The 16,467-nt window shown below is 71.3% G+C and carries 21 protein-coding genes; 11 read left to right on the top strand and 10 right to left on the bottom strand.

The window, feature by feature from the left end; genetic code table 11:
- Positions 1-62: 62 nt before the first annotated feature.
- Both AB0I67_RS37085 and AB0I67_RS37080 read left to right on the top strand, forming a co-directional pair.
- Entirely contained in the window at positions 63-854 is a 792-nt protein-coding gene (locus AB0I67_RS37085) for an NmrA family NAD(P)-binding protein (protein WP_357933844.1), read from the top strand.
- Positions 855-922: 68 nt separating this feature from the next.
- Positions 923-1,375: an anthrone oxygenase family protein gene (locus tag AB0I67_RS37080; RefSeq protein ID WP_357933841.1), complete on the top strand. Its 453-nt coding sequence runs from the start codon at positions 923-925 to the stop codon at positions 1,373-1,375.
- A gap of 40 nt (positions 1,376-1,415) precedes the next feature.
- Here the strand turns inward: AB0I67_RS37080 and lpdA are convergent, their stop codons facing one another.
- Together lpdA and AB0I67_RS37070 are read right to left on the bottom strand one after the other, a co-directional pair.
- Positions 1,416-2,795, bottom strand: a complete 1,380-nt coding sequence (gene lpdA / locus AB0I67_RS37075; RefSeq protein ID WP_357933839.1) for a dihydrolipoyl dehydrogenase — start codon at positions 2,793-2,795, stop codon at positions 1,416-1,418.
- Positions 2,796-2,814: 19 nt separating this feature from the next.
- Positions 2,815-3,177 carry a tautomerase family protein gene (locus tag AB0I67_RS37070; protein ID WP_357933836.1) on the bottom strand — a complete coding sequence of 121 codons (363 nt, stop codon included), beginning with the start codon at positions 3,175-3,177 and terminating at the stop codon, positions 2,815-2,817.
- A 148-nt stretch (positions 3,178-3,325) separates the two neighbouring features.
- Here AB0I67_RS37070 and AB0I67_RS37065 point away from each other — a divergent pair, with 148 nt between their 5' ends.
- Positions 3,326-3,970 carry a response regulator transcription factor gene (locus tag AB0I67_RS37065; protein ID WP_357933833.1) on the top strand — a complete coding sequence of 215 codons (645 nt, stop codon included), beginning with the start codon at positions 3,326-3,328 and terminating at the stop codon, positions 3,968-3,970.
- Between the two features lie 7 nt (positions 3,971-3,977).
- Positions 3,978-5,033: a quinone-dependent dihydroorotate dehydrogenase gene (locus AB0I67_RS37060; protein WP_357934042.1), complete on the top strand. Its 1,056-nt coding sequence runs from the start codon at positions 3,978-3,980 to the stop codon at positions 5,031-5,033.
- 6 nt (positions 5,034-5,039) lie between these two features.
- Here AB0I67_RS37060 and AB0I67_RS37055 read toward each other — a convergent pair whose 3' ends face one another.
- Positions 5,040-5,306, bottom strand: coding sequence for a hypothetical protein (locus AB0I67_RS37055; RefSeq protein WP_357933831.1), 267 nt, complete (start codon positions 5,304-5,306; stop codon positions 5,040-5,042).
- Positions 5,307-5,415: 109 nt separating this feature from the next.
- On the opposite strand from AB0I67_RS37055, the gene AB0I67_RS37050 reads away from it, so the two are divergent.
- From AB0I67_RS37050 to AB0I67_RS37035, 4 genes are all read left to right on the top strand, one after another.
- The gene (locus AB0I67_RS37050; protein WP_357933828.1) at positions 5,416-5,946 is read left to right on the top strand and encodes an RNA polymerase sigma factor; all 531 of its coding nucleotides are present in this window, start codon (positions 5,416-5,418) and stop codon (positions 5,944-5,946) included.
- Positions 5,939-6,787 (top strand): hypothetical protein, encoded by an 849-nt coding sequence (locus AB0I67_RS37045; protein ID WP_357933825.1) that lies wholly within the window; start codon positions 5,939-5,941, stop codon positions 6,785-6,787. The genes AB0I67_RS37050 and AB0I67_RS37045 overlap by 8 nt, the downstream gene beginning before the upstream one ends.
- Complete coding sequence (locus AB0I67_RS37040) at positions 6,784-7,650, top strand: hypothetical protein (protein ID WP_357933822.1); 867 nt, start codon at positions 6,784-6,786, stop codon at positions 7,648-7,650. The genes AB0I67_RS37045 and AB0I67_RS37040 overlap by 4 nt, the downstream gene beginning before the upstream one ends.
- Before the next feature lie 68 nt (positions 7,651-7,718).
- Positions 7,719-8,459, top strand: coding sequence for a methyltransferase domain-containing protein (locus tag AB0I67_RS37035; protein ID WP_357933819.1), 741 nt, complete (start codon positions 7,719-7,721; stop codon positions 8,457-8,459).
- Here AB0I67_RS37035 and AB0I67_RS37030 read toward each other — a convergent pair.
- Positions 8,456-8,815 carry a MerR family transcriptional regulator gene (locus AB0I67_RS37030; protein ID WP_357933816.1) on the bottom strand — a complete coding sequence of 120 codons (360 nt, stop codon included), beginning with the start codon at positions 8,813-8,815 and terminating at the stop codon, positions 8,456-8,458. The genes AB0I67_RS37035 and AB0I67_RS37030 overlap by 4 nt on opposite strands.
- Positions 8,816-8,879: 64 nt before the next feature.
- Between AB0I67_RS37030 and AB0I67_RS37025 the strand changes: the two genes are divergently transcribed.
- Positions 8,880-9,194, top strand: a complete 315-nt coding sequence (locus AB0I67_RS37025; RefSeq protein ID WP_357933814.1) for a putative quinol monooxygenase — start codon at positions 8,880-8,882, stop codon at positions 9,192-9,194.
- Between the two features lie 3 nt (positions 9,195-9,197).
- Here the strand turns inward: AB0I67_RS37025 and AB0I67_RS37020 are convergent, their stop codons facing one another.
- The 4 genes from AB0I67_RS37020 to AB0I67_RS37005 all read right to left on the bottom strand — a co-directional run bounded on the left by AB0I67_RS37020 (position 9,198) and on the right by AB0I67_RS37005 (position 13,037).
- The gene (locus tag AB0I67_RS37020) at positions 9,198-10,805 is read right to left on the bottom strand and encodes a beta-N-acetylhexosaminidase (protein ID WP_357933811.1); all 1,608 of its coding nucleotides are present in this window, start codon (positions 10,803-10,805) and stop codon (positions 9,198-9,200) included.
- Positions 10,806-10,817: 12 nt separating this feature from the next.
- Complete coding sequence (locus tag AB0I67_RS37015; protein ID WP_357933809.1) at positions 10,818-11,615, bottom strand: N-acetylmuramoyl-L-alanine amidase; 798 nt, start codon at positions 11,613-11,615, stop codon at positions 10,818-10,820.
- Positions 11,616-11,671: 56 nt separating this feature from the next.
- Entirely contained in the window at positions 11,672-11,920 is a 249-nt protein-coding gene (locus AB0I67_RS37010) for a hypothetical protein (protein ID WP_357933806.1), read from the bottom strand.
- 103 nt (positions 11,921-12,023) lie between these two features.
- A complete protein-coding gene (locus tag AB0I67_RS37005; RefSeq protein ID WP_357933803.1) occupies positions 12,024-13,037 on the bottom strand; it encodes a LacI family DNA-binding transcriptional regulator in 1,014 nt (337 codons plus the stop codon).
- Between the two features lie 113 nt (positions 13,038-13,150).
- Between AB0I67_RS37005 and AB0I67_RS37000 the strand changes: the two genes are divergently transcribed.
- The gene (locus AB0I67_RS37000) at positions 13,151-13,780 is read left to right on the top strand and encodes a TetR/AcrR family transcriptional regulator (protein WP_357933800.1); all 630 of its coding nucleotides are present in this window, start codon (positions 13,151-13,153) and stop codon (positions 13,778-13,780) included.
- Between the two features lie 114 nt (positions 13,781-13,894).
- Here the strand turns inward: AB0I67_RS37000 and bldC are convergent, their stop codons facing one another.
- Positions 13,895-14,098 (bottom strand): developmental transcriptional regulator BldC, encoded by a 204-nt coding sequence (gene bldC, locus AB0I67_RS36995; protein ID WP_013133571.1) that lies wholly within the window; start codon positions 14,096-14,098, stop codon positions 13,895-13,897.
- A 317-nt stretch (positions 14,099-14,415) separates the two neighbouring features.
- Entirely contained in the window at positions 14,416-15,273 is an 858-nt protein-coding gene (locus tag AB0I67_RS36990; protein WP_357933798.1) for a hypothetical protein, read from the bottom strand.
- Between the two features lie 84 nt (positions 15,274-15,357).
- Here AB0I67_RS36990 and AB0I67_RS36985 point away from each other — a divergent pair, with 84 nt between their 5' ends.
- Complete coding sequence (locus tag AB0I67_RS36985) at positions 15,358-16,419, top strand: Glu/Leu/Phe/Val dehydrogenase dimerization domain-containing protein (protein WP_357933795.1); 1,062 nt, start codon at positions 15,358-15,360, stop codon at positions 16,417-16,419.
- The last annotated feature ends 48 nt before the right edge of the window (positions 16,420-16,467 follow it).

The raw sequence follows: 16,467 nt of genomic DNA, 5'->3' as shown, positions 1-16,467 counted from the left end.
GAACATGGAAGTGAGTCGCTCAACTATGGAGAGTCTCACGCTCCTGCACTTCACTAGGAGACATGACAAACCTGGTGATTGGCGCGAACGGCAAGACCGGCCGCCGAGTGATGGACCGCCTGACCGCCCGCGGCCTGGACGCGCGAGGCGTCTCCCGCCCCCGCTTCGACTGGACCCAGCCCTCGACCTGGGACGGCGTCTTCGACGGCGTGCGGGCCGCGTACGTGACCTACCAGCCCGACCTGGCCTTCCCCGGCGCGGCCGAGGCCATCCGCGAGCTGACCGGCCTGGCCGTGCGCAGCGGGGTGCGGCGGCTGGTGCTGCTGTCCGGGCGCGGCGAGGACGAGGCGGCGGTCAGCGAGCGGACCGTGCTGGAGTCCGGCCTGGAAGCGACGATCGTGCGCTGCAGCTTCTTCAACCAGAACTTCTCCGAAGGCGCCTTCGCCGGCATGGTCGAGGGCGGCGTGCTGGCGCTGCCGGCGGGCGAGCGGGCCGAGCCGTTCGTGGACGCCGAGGACATCGCCGACGTGGTGACCGCGGCGCTGACCGAGGACGGCCACGCCGGCCAGGTCTACGAGCTGACCGGGCCGCGGCTGCTCACCCTCGACCAGGTCGCCGCCGAGATCTCCGCGGCCTCCGGCCGTCCGGTGCGCTACCTGCCGCTCGGCGCGGCCGAGTACGTGGACCTGCTCACCGGCTACGGCCTGCCGCGCGAGGAGGCCGAGGCGCTGACCGACCTGTTCACCCAGGTGCTGGACGGTCGCAACGAGAGCCTGACCGACGGGGTCCGCCGGGCCCTCGGCCGGGAGCCCCGCGACTTCGCCGACTACGCGAAGACCGCCTTCACCCGCTAGCCCGCGATCGGCCGGATACCGGCAGACTGCGGGGACACCACCGACACCCCTCGACAAAGGTGATTGCCATGGCATCGATGATCGTCGCAGTGCTGGCCCTGCTCCTGACCGGCGCGCTGGCCGGCCTGTTCTACGCCTTCTCCATGTCGGTCATGCCGGCCCTCGACGCCGTCGAGCCCGCCCAGGCCGAGGCGGTCATGCGCAGCATCAACCGCAAGATCCTCAACCCGTGGCTCTTCCTGCCGTTCTTCGGCTCCTGGCTGCTCTCCGGAGCGGCCGGGGTGCTGCGGCTCACCGCGGGCGAGCCGGCGGGCTTCTTCCTCGCCGCCGCCGGCGTCACCTTCGTGGGCGCGTTCCTGTCCACCATCGTGGTCAACGTGCCGATGAACAACGCGCTCGACGCGGGGGAGCGGTCCTGGAGCGCCTACTCACCGCGCTGGACCCTCTGGAACACCTCGCGCACGATCGCCTGCCTGATCAGCCTGGGCCTGCTTGGCGCGGGCCTGATCACCTGGAACTGACCCGCACGGGCCCGGAGGATCGGGCCCGGCGGATCGTGCCTCACATGTTGATCATGTGACCGGCCAGGCCGTGGATCGCCTCCTTGACCGCCTCTCCCAGGGTCGGGTGCGCGTGGATGTTGCGCCCGACCTCGTGCACGGTCAGGTCCCACTGCTGGGCCAGGGTCAGCTCGGGCAGCAGCTCGGTGACCTCGGGGCCGATCAGGTGGGCGCCGATGATCTCGCCGTACTGGTTGTCCGCGATGATCTTCACGAAGCCGTTCGCGTCGCCCAGGCCGTGCGCCTTGCCGTTGGCGGTGAAGGGGAACTTCTGCACCTTCACGTCGTAGCCCATGTCGCGGGCCTGCGCCTCGGTGTAGCCGAAGCTGGCCACCTGCGGCTGGCAGTACGTCGCCCGCGGCACCATGGCGAAGTCGATCTCCATGGTCTCGTGGTCGGCGATCGTCTCGGCCGCCACGATCGCCATCGCCTCGGCCGCGTGCGCCAGCATCAGCTTGGCGGTGACGTCGCCGATCGCGAAGATGTGCGGCACGTTGGTCCGGCCGCGCCCGTCGACCGCGATCGCGCCGCGCTCGGTGAGCTGCACGCCGGTCTTGTCCAGGCCGTAGCCCTCGGTGCGCGGCTGGAAGCCGATCGCCTGCAGCACCTTGTCGGCCTCCAGCACCTCCTGGGCGCCGTTCTTCGACACGGTGACCTTGACGGCCGAGCCGGTGTCCTCGATCGCCTCGACCTTGGTGCCGACCCGCACGTCGATGCCCAGCCGCTTGTAGCGCTTGAGCAGCTCGGCGCTGACCTCCTCGTCCTCCAGGGGGACCATGCGGTCGAGGAACTCGACGATGGTGACCTTCACCCCGTAGTTGTGCAGGACGTAGGCGAACTCCACGCCGATCGCGCCCGAGCCGGCGATGATGATGCTGCCCGGCAGCTTGTCCTCGAGGATCTGCTCCTCGTAGGTCACCACCCGCTCGGAGAGCTGCGTGCCGGGGATCAGCCGCGTGGTCGCGCCCGCGGCGATGATGCAGTGGTCGAAGGTGATCGTCTCGCCGTTCACCTGGATGCTGTTGGCGTCGAGGAACGTGCCACGGCCGTTGTACTCCGTGATGCCGTTCTTCTTCATCAGGAAGTGCACACCCTTGACGCGGCCGTCGGCCACCTTGCGGCTGCGCTCGAAGGCCGCGCCGTAGTCGAAGGTCACCTCACCCTGGATGCCGAAGGTCTTGGCCTCCTTGGTGAAGATGTGCGCCAGCTCGGCGTTGCGCAGCAGCGCCTTGGACGGGATGCAGCCCACGTTGAGGCAGACGCCACCCCAGTACTTCTCCTCGATCACAGCGGCCTTGAGACCGAGCTGGGATGCGCGGACCGCGGCGGTGTAACCCCCCGGCCCGGCGCCGAGGACGACTACGTCGTAGTGAGTGCTCATACCCTGGACATTAGCCGGATCAGACCTCCACCTTGTACGGCAGTGCCAGTTCGTCCGCCGGAAGGCCGCGAATGCCCCAGTTCACCTTGGGCGTCTCGATGATTGTGATCTCCACCTCGTCGAACTTGGCCGAGATGCTCCGGTGCAGGGCCCGCTTGGCGGCCTCGCTGCGGCCCTCGAAACAGAGGATCTCCACGATCAGGTAGCCGGGCCCGCGCTCGGGCATCACGAAGTCCTCGGCGTCCATCAGGAAGAAGCGGTGGAAGCGCTTGCTCTCCGGCAGGCCCCACTCGGTCACCAGCGAGTCGTGGATGAGGTCCGAGACCTCCTGCCGGCGCTCGGCCCAGACGTCGCGACGACCGTAAATCTTCACCTGTCCCATGGGCGGCCACTATAAGACGGCGGGCTGAGCCGGTTTCTGGGGAGGTCGGCCGCTATAAGACGGCGGGCTGAGTCGGTTTCTGGGGAGGTCGGCCACTACAGGACGGCCGGTCGGCCCGGCTTCTGGGGAGGTCGGCCACTATAGGAGGGTGATCCGGATTCTCCTCGCCGACGACGAGACCATGATCCGCGCTGGCGTGCGGGCGATCCTCTCCACCGACCCCGGGCTGGAGGTGGTCGCCGAGGCGGGGGACGGGCGCGAGGCCGTCGACCTGGCGCTCAGCCACCACCCCGACGTCGCCCTGCTCGACATCCGCATGCCCCGCCTCGACGGGCTGGCCGCCCTCGGCGAGATCCGCCGCGCCGCGCCGTCGGTCGCGGTGGTGATGCTGACCACCTTCGGCGAGGACGACTACATCGCCAAGGCCCTCGACCTGGGCGCCTCCGGGTTCCTGCTCAAGTCCGGCGATCCGCGCGAGCTGATCGCCGGCGTCCACGCGGTCGCCGGCGGCGCCGCCTACCTGTCGCCGAAGGTCGCGCACCGGGTGATCGCGCTCATGGGCCGCCTGTCCCGCGGCGCCGTCGCGCGCGACCGCCTGGCCGGGCTCACCGACCGCGAGCGCGAGGTGCTCGCCCTGGTCGGGGCCGGGATGTCCAACGCCGAGATCGCCCGCGAGCTGCACCTCGTGGAGGGCACGGTCAAGACCTACGTCAGCGCCGTCCTCACCCGGCTCGACGTCCGCAACCGGGTCCAGGCCGCGATCATCGCCTACGAGGCGGGGTTGGTACCCTGAGCTCTTGATGTATCGACTCCTGTTCTCGCTGGTCCTGTGCCGGTTCGACGCCGAATCCGTGCACCACCTGACCGTCCGCGCCCTGACGCTGCTCGCGCGCCTGCCGTACCTGAAGAAGGTCGTGCACCGGCTGATGGCGCCGCACGACCCGGCGCTGCGGGTGAGCGCCTTCGGCGTGCACTTCCCCTCGCCGTTCGGGCTGGCGGCCGGGTTCGACAAGGACGCGGCCTGCGCCGAGGCGCTGTCGGCGATCGGCTTCGGGCACGTCGAGGTCGGCACGGTCACCGCGCACGCGCAGCCGGGCAACCCCCGGCCGCGGCTGTTCCGGGTGGCCACGCAGCGGGCGATCATCAACCGGATGGGCTTCAACAATCGGGGCGCGGCGGCCGCCGCCGCGCGGCTGCGCCGTACGCGCGGGGTGCCCACGGTGGTGGGGGTCAACATCGGCAAGACCAAGGTCGTGCCCGAGCACGCCGCGGTCGACGACTACGTCACCTCGGCCAAGGAGCTCGCGCCGCTGGCCGACTACCTGGTCGTCAACGTCAGCTCGCCCAACACGCCCGGATTGCGCAACCTCCAGGCCGTCGAGCTGCTCCGGCCGCTGCTGGAGGCGGTCAAGCAGGTCGCCGACGCGACGCCCCGCCGTACCCCGCTGCTGGTCAAGATCGCCCCGGATCTGGCCGACGAGGACATCGACGCCGTCGCCGACCTGGCCCTGGAGCTGCGCCTCGACGGGATCATCGCCACCAACACCACCATCCGCCACCCCGGCGAGACCGGCGGCCTGTCCGGACGGCCGCTGAAGACGCGCTCCGTCGCGGTGCTGCGCCGGCTGCGCGCCCGGGTCGGCGACCGCCTCACGCTGGTCTCGGTCGGCGGCGTCGAGAACGCCGACGACGTCTGGGAGCGGCTGCTGGCCGGCGCGACCCTGGTCCAGGGCTACACCGGCATGATCTACGGTGGTCCCCTCTGGGCCTACCGCCTGCACCGCGACCTGTCCCGGCGGCTGGTACGGCACGGCATCCCGGCGATCACCGACGTGATCGGCCGCACCGCGCCCTGAGGCCGGTCAGCTCCGCGGCTGATCGAAGGCGATGACGAGGTAGCGGCCGTTGGCGTAACTGACCACCGGCCGCCCCAGCCGCTCGCCCACGGTCCGGGCCACGCCCTGGAACAGCTCGACCATCTCCGGCGTGTCCGCGCTCACCCGGAAGCTGCCCTTGGCGCCCAGCTCCGCCACGACCAGGTCGGCGAAGTTCGCCTCGGCGCGGGCGCGCTCGTCGGCGTCGAGCGGGGTCTTCCTGACCGCGGGTTCGGTGCTGAAGGGGCGGGACATCCGTCGGTTCTCCTCCGGTCGGGGGTTTCCCAGCATGCCACTCGAACTCCCGTGAAGGCGACGGCGCCCATCGGTGGAGTACTGGTGTGACGCACCGAAGGGAGACCACGTGACCCTCGTCGACGTGGAGATCCGCCACCCGGACCGGTTCGGGGAGCTGTACGACCGCCATTTCGAGGAGATCCACCGCTACCTCGCCGCGCGGCTGGGCGGCGAGGCGGCCGACGACCTGGCGGCGGAGACCTTTCTCGTGGCCTTCAGGAAGCGGTCGAGCTTCGACGCCGGCCGCGGGACCGCCCGCGCCTGGCTGTACGGCATCGCCACCAAGCTCGTCGCCCAGCACCGCAGGAGCGAGGCCCGCCGCTTACGCGCCTTCCAGCGCGCCCCGAGGGACGGGCCCGACAGCGGCCACGAGGAACGGGTCATCGACCGCGTGGCGGCGGGCGCACAGGGGCGGCTCGCGGCCGAACTGGCCGGCCTGGCCAAGGGCGATCGGGACGTGCTGCTGCTGGTGGCCGTCGCCGAGCTCAGCTACGAGGAGGTCGCCGAGGCGCTCGGTATCCCCTACGGCACCGTCGGCTCCCGGCTCAACCGGGTGCGCAGGAAGCTTCGAGCAGCTTTGGGAGGCATGGATGGATGAGTTGGGGGCGGTCAGAGACCTGCTGGCCGCCGGACCGCCGGCGCCGGAGGTGGTGCGGGCGGGCCGCGCCCGCCTCACCGCGCTGAGCGCCCACGAGCCGGTACGGCGAAGCCGCCGAGCCGCCTGGTGGAGCACGATCGCCCTGGGCGTGGCCGGAGCCGCCGCCGCGACGGCCCTCGTGCTGGGCACGTCCCCGCAGCCGGTCTCCGTGCAGCACGTCCTCGCCGCCGCGGCCACCCGCGTGGAGCGCCTGCCGGACGAGGGCGCCTGGTGGGGCGCCACGGTGATCAGCCGGAGCCGGGGCCGGGTGAGCACGCAGGAGACCTGGATCCCCGCCGACCCAGAGGGGAAGACCTGGCACCGCCGGACCACCGGCGGCCGCTCGGAGACCTTCTCGACCGACGACTGGGACTTCCGCATCGTCCTGGCCGGCCGCCCGCTGACCAAGATGAGCGGCGTCCCCGACACCCCCGAGGGCCTCCAGGCCCTGCTCGGCGGGCCGGGACTGCTCGACAACGTCGCCCGGCTGCTGGTCCACGCCCCGGTGACCAGCGAGACCCGCGCCGCGGCCTACCGGCTGCTGTCCGGCCTGCCCGGCGTCGTCGCCGTGGGCGAGGTCACCGACCCGCTGGGCCGCCCCGGCCAGGCCGTCGAGTACGACTCGGCCGAACTGGGCGGCCGGGCCCGCCTGGTGATCGACCCGGCCACCGGCGCCCCGCTCGCCCTGGAGACCAGGGCGGACGGCGTCACGACCGACTACACCGCGATCCAGAACACCCGCTGGGCCGAGGACAACCCGCTGGACAACCCGCTGGACACGTCGTTGGAGGAACAGGAATGAAGCTTCTGGTCATGGCCGCCCTCGCCGCGTCGACCCTGGTCGGCGCCCCGCCCGAGGCCGACTACTGGCGGGTCGAGACCATTCACAGCCGCGTGCACCCGCACCAGGTCGGCAGCGGCTACTGGGTGCGGGAGAAGAACGTCGCGGTGGAGTGGCTGACCCCGCAGGGCAAGGCCTGGTCGGCCTACCGCCCGCTCGGCGCCCACCCGGCGAGCAAGGCCGACGAGGCGGCCTGGAAGGCGGACGGCTCGCCGAAGAGCTGGACCTACCGCACCGAGGGCATGAAGATCACCCTGTCCACCGAGCCGGGCAAGGGCACCCTCGGCCCGGCCAAGGGCCGTCCGGACGGCTTCCAGCTCGTGGAGAAGTACGTCACCTACGCCCAGCTCCAGGACCTGCCCGCCGAGCCGGCCGCGCTGAAGGCCCGGGTGGTCGCCGACCTGCGGGCGTGGATGGCCGAGGCCGCGGAGGAGGCCAAGACCACCTCGCCCGGCTCCAAGGTCGAGGACTGGACGGCGCAGCTCGACCGCTACACCGCCGGCAGCCTGGCCCGGCTGCTCGTCGACAACCCCGTGCCCAAGCCGGTCCGCGCCGCGGCCTACCAGGCGCTCCGTACCGTCACCAAGGACCTGGGCCCGGGCCGTGACCTGCTGGGCCGGAGCGGCCGGCTGCTCGCCCTGCCCGTGCTCGACCGCAAGGGCACGGTCCTGAAGCAGGAGGTGCTCGTCGACACCACCGCCATGCTCCTGCTGGAGCAGCGCACCGCCACCACCGTCGGGGGCAAGCCCGTGACGGCCAAGTCCGGTGTGGAGACCTACAAGGCCGGCTGGACCGACGCCCGCCCGGCCCTCCCCACCGGCTGACCGACCACCGCCATGGTCACCCGGAAAACCGGGTGACCATGGCGGCTCGGCATCCCTAGAGTCCGGGGGTGCATCCCGCCGACTTCTACACCGGTATCGTCGCCGACCTCTACGGCCCTCTGAAGTCCTACTCCCAGGAGGCGGCCCCCTACGCCAGTTTCATTCGGGAAGCCGGCCAGCCCGCGCTGGAGCTGGGGTGCGGCGACGGCGACCCGCTCCTCGCCCTCCTCGACCTCGGCCTCGACGTGGACGGCGTCGACTCCTCCGCCGACATGCTCGACCGCTGCCGCGCCCGGAGCACGTCCCAGCGCGAGCCGGCCCTGTACCACCAGCGCATGGAGTCGCTGGACCTGCCGCGGCACTACCGGGCCGTCTTCCTGGCCGGTCCGACCTTCACGCTGCTGCCCGACGACGCCACCGCCCTGGCCGCGCTGCGCGCCATCCGGGCCCACCTCGCGCCGGACGGTCAGGCCCTGATCCCGCTGTTCATCCCCTCGCCCACCCCCGTCGCCGACATGGGCCGGGTCCGGACGGCCCCCGCCCCGGACGGCGCCGAACTGCGCGTCTCCGTCGTCTCCGAGGAACGGGACGAGGCCGCCCGCACCCAGGTCACCGTCTGGCGCTACGAACGTCACCTCGACGGGGAGAGCACGGTCGAGGACCGCCCCTGGACCGTCCACTGGCACACCCGGGCCGGCTTCGAGGCGCTGGCCGCCGAGGCCGGGCTGGCGGTGGCAGCGGTCGAGAGCTCCCCGGACGGCACCGACCTGCGCTTCCGCCTGCGAGCGGGCGACAACCCGCCGGTCTAGGCGGGGGCCAGCGCGCGGGTGGAGGCGTCGAGGATGTCGCCCAGCGCGGTGCGCGCCCGGTCGAGGTCGGCGATCCGGGCGTCCAGCTCGGCGTACTGCGCGCGGAGGTGGTCGAGGACACAGGCCTGCAGCTCGGTGCCGTCCCCCGCGAAGCAGGGCATCAGCTCACGGATGACCTTGGTGGGCAGCCCGGCGGCGAGCAGCGTGCGGATCCGGGCGACGGCGGCCGGAGCCTCGGCGTCGTAGTGGCGGTGCCCGCCCTCGCTGCGGTGGGAGCTCAGCAGCCCCTGCGCCTCGTAGTAGCGAAGCAGCCGCACGGCCACGCCGGTCTCGCGGGACAGCTCCCCGATCTTCATGTGACCCACCTCACAGCCGCACGGCTTGAATCTGACACCGATGTCACATCCTAGCGTTGCCCGCATGACGAACCTTTCCAGCTCAGCACCCGTTTCGCTCTACGGATTCCTGACCCCCAGGCCCGGCCACGCCGACGAGCTGCGCAAGCTCCTGACCGACCTGGTGGAGCCCTCGCGCGGACACGAGGGCAGCCTGCAGTACCACCTGCACGAGCAGGAGGACGGGCGCTTCTTCCTCTACGAGATCTGGTGCTCGCGCGAGGACCTCGACCGGCACAACGCCACCCCGCTCCTGCGCGCCTTCATGGCCGAGCTGCCCGCCCACCTCGAAGGCGCGCCGGAGGCGTACTTCGGCGCGATGCTCAGCGACCTGCCCTGAAGGTCAGACGGAGGGCCGGGTGGAGTCGGCGCTCTGCGTCATCTCGTCGAGGTGCTCCATCATCGCCGAGACCGGGACGCTGCCCGGCCGGTGCGGACGGCGGCGCTGCCAGGGCTTGGGCCCGTCGAGCGGGCGGTACTCGACGCCGAGGGCGTCCAGCCGCCTCAGGTGGCCGGGCAGCCGCTCGGCGAAGTCGGCGCCTGCCGTACCGGACCAGCCGACCTCGGCCAGGGCGCAGGCCCGCGGCCAGGCGCGGTAGTCGACCACACGCGGGTCGATGAGGCGCTCGCTCCAGAGCTGCCCCTGCAACCCCAGCACCCGTCCGACCTCGTCGGCGGCCCAGTCGGCGGGCGCCGGGGCGAAGGCGGCGACGTCGGCGACGGTGATGGTGTCGCCGATGGCCATGGGCTCGTCGGCGGAGGCCGCTTCGGCGTAGTCGAAGTAGAGCGGGAAGACCGGGCAGGCCACCACGTCATGCCCGGCCGCGGCCGCCCGGCGGCCGACGCCCATGCCGCGCCAGGGCATGACCACGGTGTCCTGCCGCAGGCCGCCGCTGACGAAGGCCTCGTCCCACACCACGGCACGCGCGCCGCGCGCGGCGAGGTGGTCGGCCAGCACCCGCAGGAACCACGACTGCAGCTCGACCACGGAACCGAGGCCGAGCGACTCGCGGTAGGCGACGATCTCGGGGGAGTCGGCCCAGTGGTCGAGGACGACCTCGTCCCCGCCGATGTGCACGAACGGGGTGTCGCCGAGCGCGTCGAGCAGCTCGTCCAGGACGGTCTTGAGGAAGTCGACGGTCTCCGGGAGCGGCGACAGGATGGCGGGGGAGATGCCCCACTTCGGCAGGACCTCGTAGGTCTCGCCGGTCGCCCCGAACTCGGGGTAGGCGGCCAGGATCGCCGTGGCGTGGCCGGGGACGTCGATCTCGGGCACGACGACGACCGACCGGGAACGGGCGTAGGCCGCGATCTCGGTGAGGTCGTCGAGGGTGTAGTAGCCGCCGTGCGGGATCTCGTCGAAGGTCTCGGTCTCGCGGTAGTAGTTGGTCGCCGTGCGAGCCCGCCAGGAGCCGACCTCGTGCAGGCGCGGGTAGGCGCGCGACTCGATCCGCCAGCCCTGGTCGTCCACGAGGTGCAGGTGGAGCCGGTTCAGCTTGTGCACGGCCATGACGTCGATCATGCGCAGCACTTCGCGCTTGGGCAGGAAGTGCCGTGAGACGTCCAGGTGGAGGCCGCGCCAGCCGTACCGGGGCGCGTCCTCGACCCGCACGCCGGGCACCGGCCAGGAGCCGGCGGAGCCGAACCGGTAGGAGGCGTCCGGCAGGAGCTGGTGCAGCGTCTGGGCCGCGTAGAAGGCGCCGGCCCGCCCGCCGGCGACGATCTCGATGCCGCGCGAGCCGGACGTCAGCCGGTAGGCCTCCTCGCCGAGCGAGGGGTCGAGGCGCACCTCGACGTCACCGGAGTCGCCGGGACGCAGGTCGAGGAAGCCGAGCGCGTGCCGGACCGGGTCGACCAGGTCGGCCGGGCCGGAGATGATCGCGCCGGTGGCGAGCTCGAAGGAGCCGGACAGTTCACTGAAGACGGCAGGACGGGGCAGCAGCGAGGTCATGCACAGATCATGTCACTTGAGGTAGTTCTGGAGCCCATTGGCCAGGGCTAGGGCAATCTTCTGCCGGAAGGCCGGATCGCGGAATTTGGCCGCTTCTTCGGCGTTCTTCATGTTCCCGCACTCGACGAAGATCTTGGGCACCGTCGAGAGGTTCAGCCCGCCCAGGTCGTTGCGGTAGTCGAGGGCCTTGCTGCCGATGTAGGTGGAGTAGGCCAGGCCCGTCCCCTTGCGGAAGGCGTCCCGTACGGCCAGCCCCAGCCGCCCGGAGTCGGCGACGACCGGGTCCACCGGCCCGTTGATCTTCTTCGGCATGATCACGTGGAAGCCGTGGTTGCCCGCCGCGGAGCCGTCGGCGTGGACCGAGATCGCCGCGTCGGCCTTGGCCCTGTTCCCGATCGCGGCCCGCTCGGTGATGCACGGGCCGACGCCGGTGTTGTTCGCGCGGGTCAGCTCCACGCTGGCGCCGCGCTTGCGCAGGATCTTGGCCAGCCGGGTGGAGACGTCCCAGGTGAAGGCCGCCTCCGCGTAGCCGGTGGCGTCGGCGGTGCCGGTGGTGTCGCAGGCCTTCTTCTTCGTCAGGACGTCCACCTGGCGGTTGATGGCCTTGGGGTCCTTGTAGTTGTGGCCGTTGTGCCCGGGATCGATGACGATCTTCTTGCCCGCCAGCGCCGGCTCGACGGCGGCCGAGGGCGAGGCGGCGGGCACCGCGGCCGCGGGCGCCGGCAAGACCTCTCGCCCGGCGTCTCCGCCGGCCACGGCACCGCAAGCCGAGACGGACAGCCCGCACAGGGCCAGAAGGAATGCACGCATGCGCTCCAACTTACGTCACGTCCCCGAGCGGCCTGGCGGGTTCCCCCCAACCGGACCTACCAGGCGTGCTCGCCGACGTCCTGGCGCTGGAGCAGCGCGGCCAGCTCGCGCGCCTCCTCGGCGTCGAGGCCGAGCACCACGCGGGGCCGCCCCCACGGATGGTCGAGGGAGTGGGCGACGTAGCTGGCCACCGACTCGGCGCCGACCTCGCTGCCCCGGCCCTTGCCCGCCCGCCAGTGCGCCCACGCGCGCTCGAGTTCCGCGGCCGCGCGCTGGGCGCAGGACACCAGTTCTGGATCACGCATACTGTCCCCCCGGATCAGATGACCCTTGGAGTTAACAGTCGCCCGCGCGCGACTCCCGGCGGGTTGACCCAGCTTTGGCCAGACCTTAGGCAGCGCGCGCGGCTCAGGCGGGGCCGGTGCTCCGCCGTACGATGAGGTGGGGTTCGACCTGGCGCAGCCGGGCGACCTTGCCCGGGTCGGAGATGCGGTCGCTGAGCATCGCGGCCGCCCAGCGCCCCATCGCGCGGCGCGGCTGGTCGACGGTGGTCAGCGAGATCGGGTGCAGCGCGGACAGGTGCGTGTTGTCGTAGCCGACGACCGACAGGTCGTCCGGGACGCTCAGCCCCAGCTCGCTGGCGGCCGAGAGCACCCCGAGCGCGACCAGGTCGCTGGCGGCGAAGATCGCGGTGGGCCTGGGGTCGCGGGTGAGCAGGGCGAGCGCGCTGCGCCGGCCGCCCTCCTCGGTGCAGTCGCTGTGCTCGACCATGATGTACGGGGCCAGCGAGTGGCGGCGCATCGCCATGAGGTAGCCCTCGCACCGGGAGGCGCGGTTGCCCTCGATGTGCGCGATGCGCTTGTGCCCCAGCCCGACCAGGTGGTCGAGGGCGAGGCGGGCGCCGTGCTGGTCGTCGTCGACGACGATGTCGACCCCGGCGAGCTCGATGTCGCGCTCGCCGACCACCACGGTGGGCGTGTAGGACGTGGCCTCGATCAGGGTCTCGCTGGTGGGGGCGATGCCTAACAGCACCAGGCCGTCCACCCGCAGTTCCAGGAAGGCCTCGACCGCCTCGTCCTCGAAGGCGGGGTCCCACTGGGAGTTCCCGATCAGCATGCGCAGGCCGTCCCCGTGCAGGCTCTCCTGGAGCCCGTCGAGGAACTCGGCGTAGAACGGGTTGTGCAGGTCGGCGACGAGCGCCCCGACCAGGTGGGTCCGGCCTTCGACCAGGCTGCGCGCGACCGCGTTCGGCCGGTAGCCCAGCTCGCGCGCGGCCTGGAGCACCGCCTGCCGCCGGTGCTCGCTCACGTGCGGTGACCCGCGCAGCACTAGCGAGACCAGCGACTTGGAGACGCCCGCCCGTTCGGCGACGTTCCTGATCGTGGGCCGGGTGATGGTGGTGTTGACCGGCGGTCCTGACATATGTCTCCCCCGCGATGCGTGGATGGGCACCTGTCTCACCAAACGATCGAGTTCGCCGCAGGGTACGGCCTCCCGCGACGCTTGTCCGGGATTGAGGCGGATACTGTGCTCTGGTGAGCACCGGGAAGACGCGGCGCAGGCTCAGCGTCGACCGTCGCCGCGAGGAGTTGATGGCCGCGGCGCTCGAACTGTTCAGCAGGCGTGACGCGGAGGACGTCTCCATCGACGACGTGGCCTCGGCGGCCGGGGCGTCGCGGGCGCTCGTCTACCACTACTTCGGCGGCAAGCAGGAGCTGTACGTCGCGGCGCTGCGCAGCGCGGCCGAGCAGTTGGAGGCCCGGCTGCTGCCGCAGGAGGGCGGTCGCCCGCTGGAGCGGCTCGCCTCGGGGCTGAGCAGGTACTTCGACTTCGCCGAGGAGCACGCCGCGGGTTTCGCCGCGCTGCTGCGCGGCGGCCCGGCCGACCGCGCGGGCGAGGTGGGCGAGATCGTCGACGGGGTACGGCAGCGCCTGTTCCGGCTGATCACGCGCCAGATGTCGGTCGAGGAGCCGGGCCCGGTGCTGCGCACGACGCTCAGGTCGTGGATCGCCTCGGTCGAGACGGCGGGCCTGGACTGGCTCGAACACCGCGACCTCGAACGGGCGGTGCTGGAGCGGATGCTGGTCGAGCAGATGGTCGCGCTGCTGGGGGTGGCCGCCCGTCACGACGGGGACGTGGCGCGGCTCGTGCAGCGGCTGGGGTGAGGGGTCGGAAGGATGGCGCCGGGCGGGCGGCGCCAACTCCCGTGTACTCCCCCGTCACACGGATGGACCTCTCGGCCCACCATGACCCCCCTCAGGTCTGGTGACGAGCGGTGACTACTCCGAGCGCTGCTGCGGAATCCCCGCCAGCAGCGCCCGGACCTCGGTCTCCCGGTAACGCCGGTGACCGCCGAGGGTGCGAATCGACGTCAACTTGCCTGCCTTGGCCCACCGCGTGACGGTCTTGGGGTCGACCCTGAACATGGTCGCGACCTCGGCGGGCGTGAGCAGCGGCTCGGCCTCGGGTGTACGAGCTGACATTTGTGCGGCCTCTCCTCCGTGTGGACCGGCTTGAGCGATCCCTGCTTTTCGCGTGTCACGGATGTCCCCCTATGGCCCAGAGCGTGCGGCTTTTCTGAGCCATATGCGGCATCACCCGAAGTGACCATACCGCCACGCAGAGCGATTGGCGAGCCCTTCTTGGACCCAACTGCCCGCCCACGTGGCGATGTCACGCTCGGTGATTCTAGCGACACGTTTCGTGGTATCGCAGTGAAAACGGCAAACTACTCAGTTCGCAGATGCCGGAGGGCGTCCCCCTTGACCCACCCATGCAGGTCAGAGTGCCGCTTTGGGGTTCAGTTGGCGGATTCCAGCAGTTGCATTGACTTCCAGCGGAGTGTCACGCGCTGATACATGGCGAAGGCAAGTTCTTCTTGACCGGTGTCCAAACCCGTGAGAGCGGCCGCGATCTCGGCCACGGAGTGGTCGGCCTTCAGCGCCTCGTCGTCCATCAGATGGACCAGCCCACCGTAGTCCAGCTCCACCAGCGAGTGCGGATGGAACTCCTCCAGCCACCGCGCGACGTCCTCGACCTCCATGCTGCTGGCCACCCGGCCGACGTGCCGGCGCAGCACCTGCAGCGCCCGCGCGGTCCGGCGGCGGGCCTGGGCCATCGAGGTCACGTAGATGAGGTTGCGACCGGTCGTGGTGGTGACGTCCTTGCCCGCCGTACCCAGGACGAGCCAGCGCTCGGTCCCGTCGAACGGCACGCACCAGGAGATCGGAACGTGCCACGTGGTGGTCCGGATGTGGGTGCGAAGGCCGGAGGCGCCCGCGCCGCGCTTGAAGCGGTCGAAGTCGCCCACGGTCTGCTCGGCGATGGCCTTCGGGACGAAATGGTCCATCAGCTTCACCGGAGTGCTCCCGCGCAGCCGTGAGAACGCCAGCCACGAACGCAACTGGGTCTGCCAGGGACAGACGTACAGCCGGTCCTCAACGCGTCTCAGATACGCGTTGCGGCTCTCCTGGCCGGGTGCCGGATGCGGAGGTCGCGCCAGGAGCCGGATCAGCCCCTCGCCGTGCTCGGCCTCCAGCGCGGTGGCCCGGCGCGGGCGGTCGCGGGAGTCGGCGTAGTCCGCCCAGACCTTCTGCGCTTCCGGGGGGAAGGCGGTCAGCGGCTCGTACACGCGGAGATAGGCGGCATAGGGCAGCACGGAGGCATCGTGTCACGAAGTCTCCTAGGCTTGAAGGGATCTCTGCCGCGACGGGGCGGCGGACCTGGACAGGGAGTCACTACCGTGACCGACGTCTTCGGGCATGAGCAGGTCGTCTTCTGCGCTGATCGGCAGAGCGGGCTGCGCGCCATCATCGCCATCCACAACACCGCCCTCGGGCCGGGTCTGGGTGGCACGAGGTTCTATCCGTACGAGAGCGAGCAGGCGGCGCTGGCCGACGTGCTCAACCTCTCCAGAGGCATGGCCTACAAGAACGCGCTCGCCGGGCTCGACCTCGGCGGCGGCAAGGCCGTGATCATCGGTAACCCGGCGAAGGACAAGTCCGAGGCGCTGCTGCGCGCCTACGGCCGCTTCGTCGAATCGCTCGGCGGGCGCTACATCACCGCCTGCGACGTCGGCACCTACAGCGAGGACATGGACCTCGTCGCCCGCGAATCGCGCTTCGTGACCGGGCGCACCGTCGCCAACGGCGGCGCCGGCGACTCCTCCATCCTCACCGCGTTCGGCGTCTTCCAGGGCATGCGCGCCTCCGCCCAGCAGGTGCACGGCACGCCGTCCCTGCGCGGGCTGCGCGTCGGCGTCGAAGGCGTCGGCAAGGTCGGCCACCGCCTGGTCGACCTGCTGATCGAGGACGGCGCCTCGGTCGTCGTCTGCGACGTCTCGCCGCACGCCGTCGAGCTCGTACGGCAGCGCCACCCGGCCGTCGAGGTGGCCCGTTCCGCCACCGAGCTCATCGCCCTCGACCTCGACGTCTACGCCCCGTGCGCGCTCGGTGGCACGCTCGACGACGACTCGGTCGCGGCCCTGCGCGCCCGCATCGTGTGCGGCGCGGCCAACAACCAGCTCGCCCACCCCGGCGTGGAGAAGCAACTGGAGGAGCGCGGCATCCTCTACGCTCCCGACTACGTGGTCAACTCGGGCGGCGTCATCCAGGTGGCCGACGAGATCCAGGGGTTCAACATGGACCGGGCCCGCGCCAAGGCGGCCCAGATCTACGACACGACCCTGAAGATCTACGCCATCGCCGCGGAGGAGGGCGTTCCGCCCGCGGTCGCGGCCGATAGGCTGGCTGAGCGCAGGATGTCCGAAGTCGGGCGACTCAGGGGCATCTGGCTAGGCGGCTGACGTCCCACGCCCATACGGCGTACCGAGCTGGGCACAAAACAGGTACGG

Origin of the sequence: Nonomuraea sp. NPDC050310 (genome assembly GCF_040655795.1) — a bacterium.
Lineage (GTDB): Bacteria > Actinomycetota > Actinomycetes > Streptosporangiales > Streptosporangiaceae > Nonomuraea.
Note: the sequence above shows the minus strand (reverse complement) of the source record. Positions and strands in the feature narration are given on the sequence as shown.

Bases quoted from the DNA above. Each gene is read 5' to 3' on its own strand.
- AB0I67_RS37030 (WP_357933816.1), bottom strand. From the start codon at position 8,815: ATGAAGATCGGGGAGCTGTCCCGCGAGACCGGCGTGGCCGTGCGGCTG.
- bldC (WP_013133571.1), bottom strand. From the start codon at position 14,098: ATGTCAGCTCGTACACCCGAGGCCGAGCCGCTGCTCACGCCCGCCGAG.
- AB0I67_RS37060 (WP_357934042.1), top strand. From the start codon at position 3,978: ATGTATCGACTCCTGTTCTCGCTGGTCCTGTGCCGGTTCGACGCCGAA.
- AB0I67_RS37070 (WP_357933836.1), bottom strand. From the start codon at position 3,177: ATGGGACAGGTGAAGATTTACGGTCGTCGCGACGTCTGGGCCGAGCGC.
- AB0I67_RS37080 (WP_357933841.1), top strand. From the start codon at position 923: ATGGCATCGATGATCGTCGCAGTGCTGGCCCTGCTCCTGACCGGCGCG.
- AB0I67_RS37020 (WP_357933811.1), bottom strand. From the start codon at position 10,805: ATGACCTCGCTGCTGCCCCGTCCTGCCGTCTTCAGTGAACTGTCCGGC.
- AB0I67_RS37010 (WP_357933806.1), bottom strand. From the start codon at position 11,920: ATGCGTGATCCAGAACTGGTGTCCTGCGCCCAGCGCGCGGCCGCGGAA.
- AB0I67_RS37025 (WP_357933814.1), top strand. From the start codon at position 8,880: ATGACGAACCTTTCCAGCTCAGCACCCGTTTCGCTCTACGGATTCCTG.
- AB0I67_RS37045 (WP_357933825.1), top strand. From the start codon at position 5,939: ATGGATGAGTTGGGGGCGGTCAGAGACCTGCTGGCCGCCGGACCGCCG.
- AB0I67_RS37055 (WP_357933831.1), bottom strand. From the start codon at position 5,306: ATGTCCCGCCCCTTCAGCACCGAACCCGCGGTCAGGAAGACCCCGCTC.
- AB0I67_RS37040 (WP_357933822.1), top strand. From the start codon at position 6,784: ATGAAGCTTCTGGTCATGGCCGCCCTCGCCGCGTCGACCCTGGTCGGC.
- AB0I67_RS37085 (WP_357933844.1), top strand. From the start codon at position 63: ATGACAAACCTGGTGATTGGCGCGAACGGCAAGACCGGCCGCCGAGTG.
- lpdA (WP_357933839.1), bottom strand. From the start codon at position 2,795: ATGAGCACTCACTACGACGTAGTCGTCCTCGGCGCCGGGCCGGGGGGT.
- AB0I67_RS37005 (WP_357933803.1), bottom strand. From the start codon at position 13,037: ATGTCAGGACCGCCGGTCAACACCACCATCACCCGGCCCACGATCAGG.
- AB0I67_RS37015 (WP_357933809.1), bottom strand. From the start codon at position 11,615: ATGCGTGCATTCCTTCTGGCCCTGTGCGGGCTGTCCGTCTCGGCTTGC.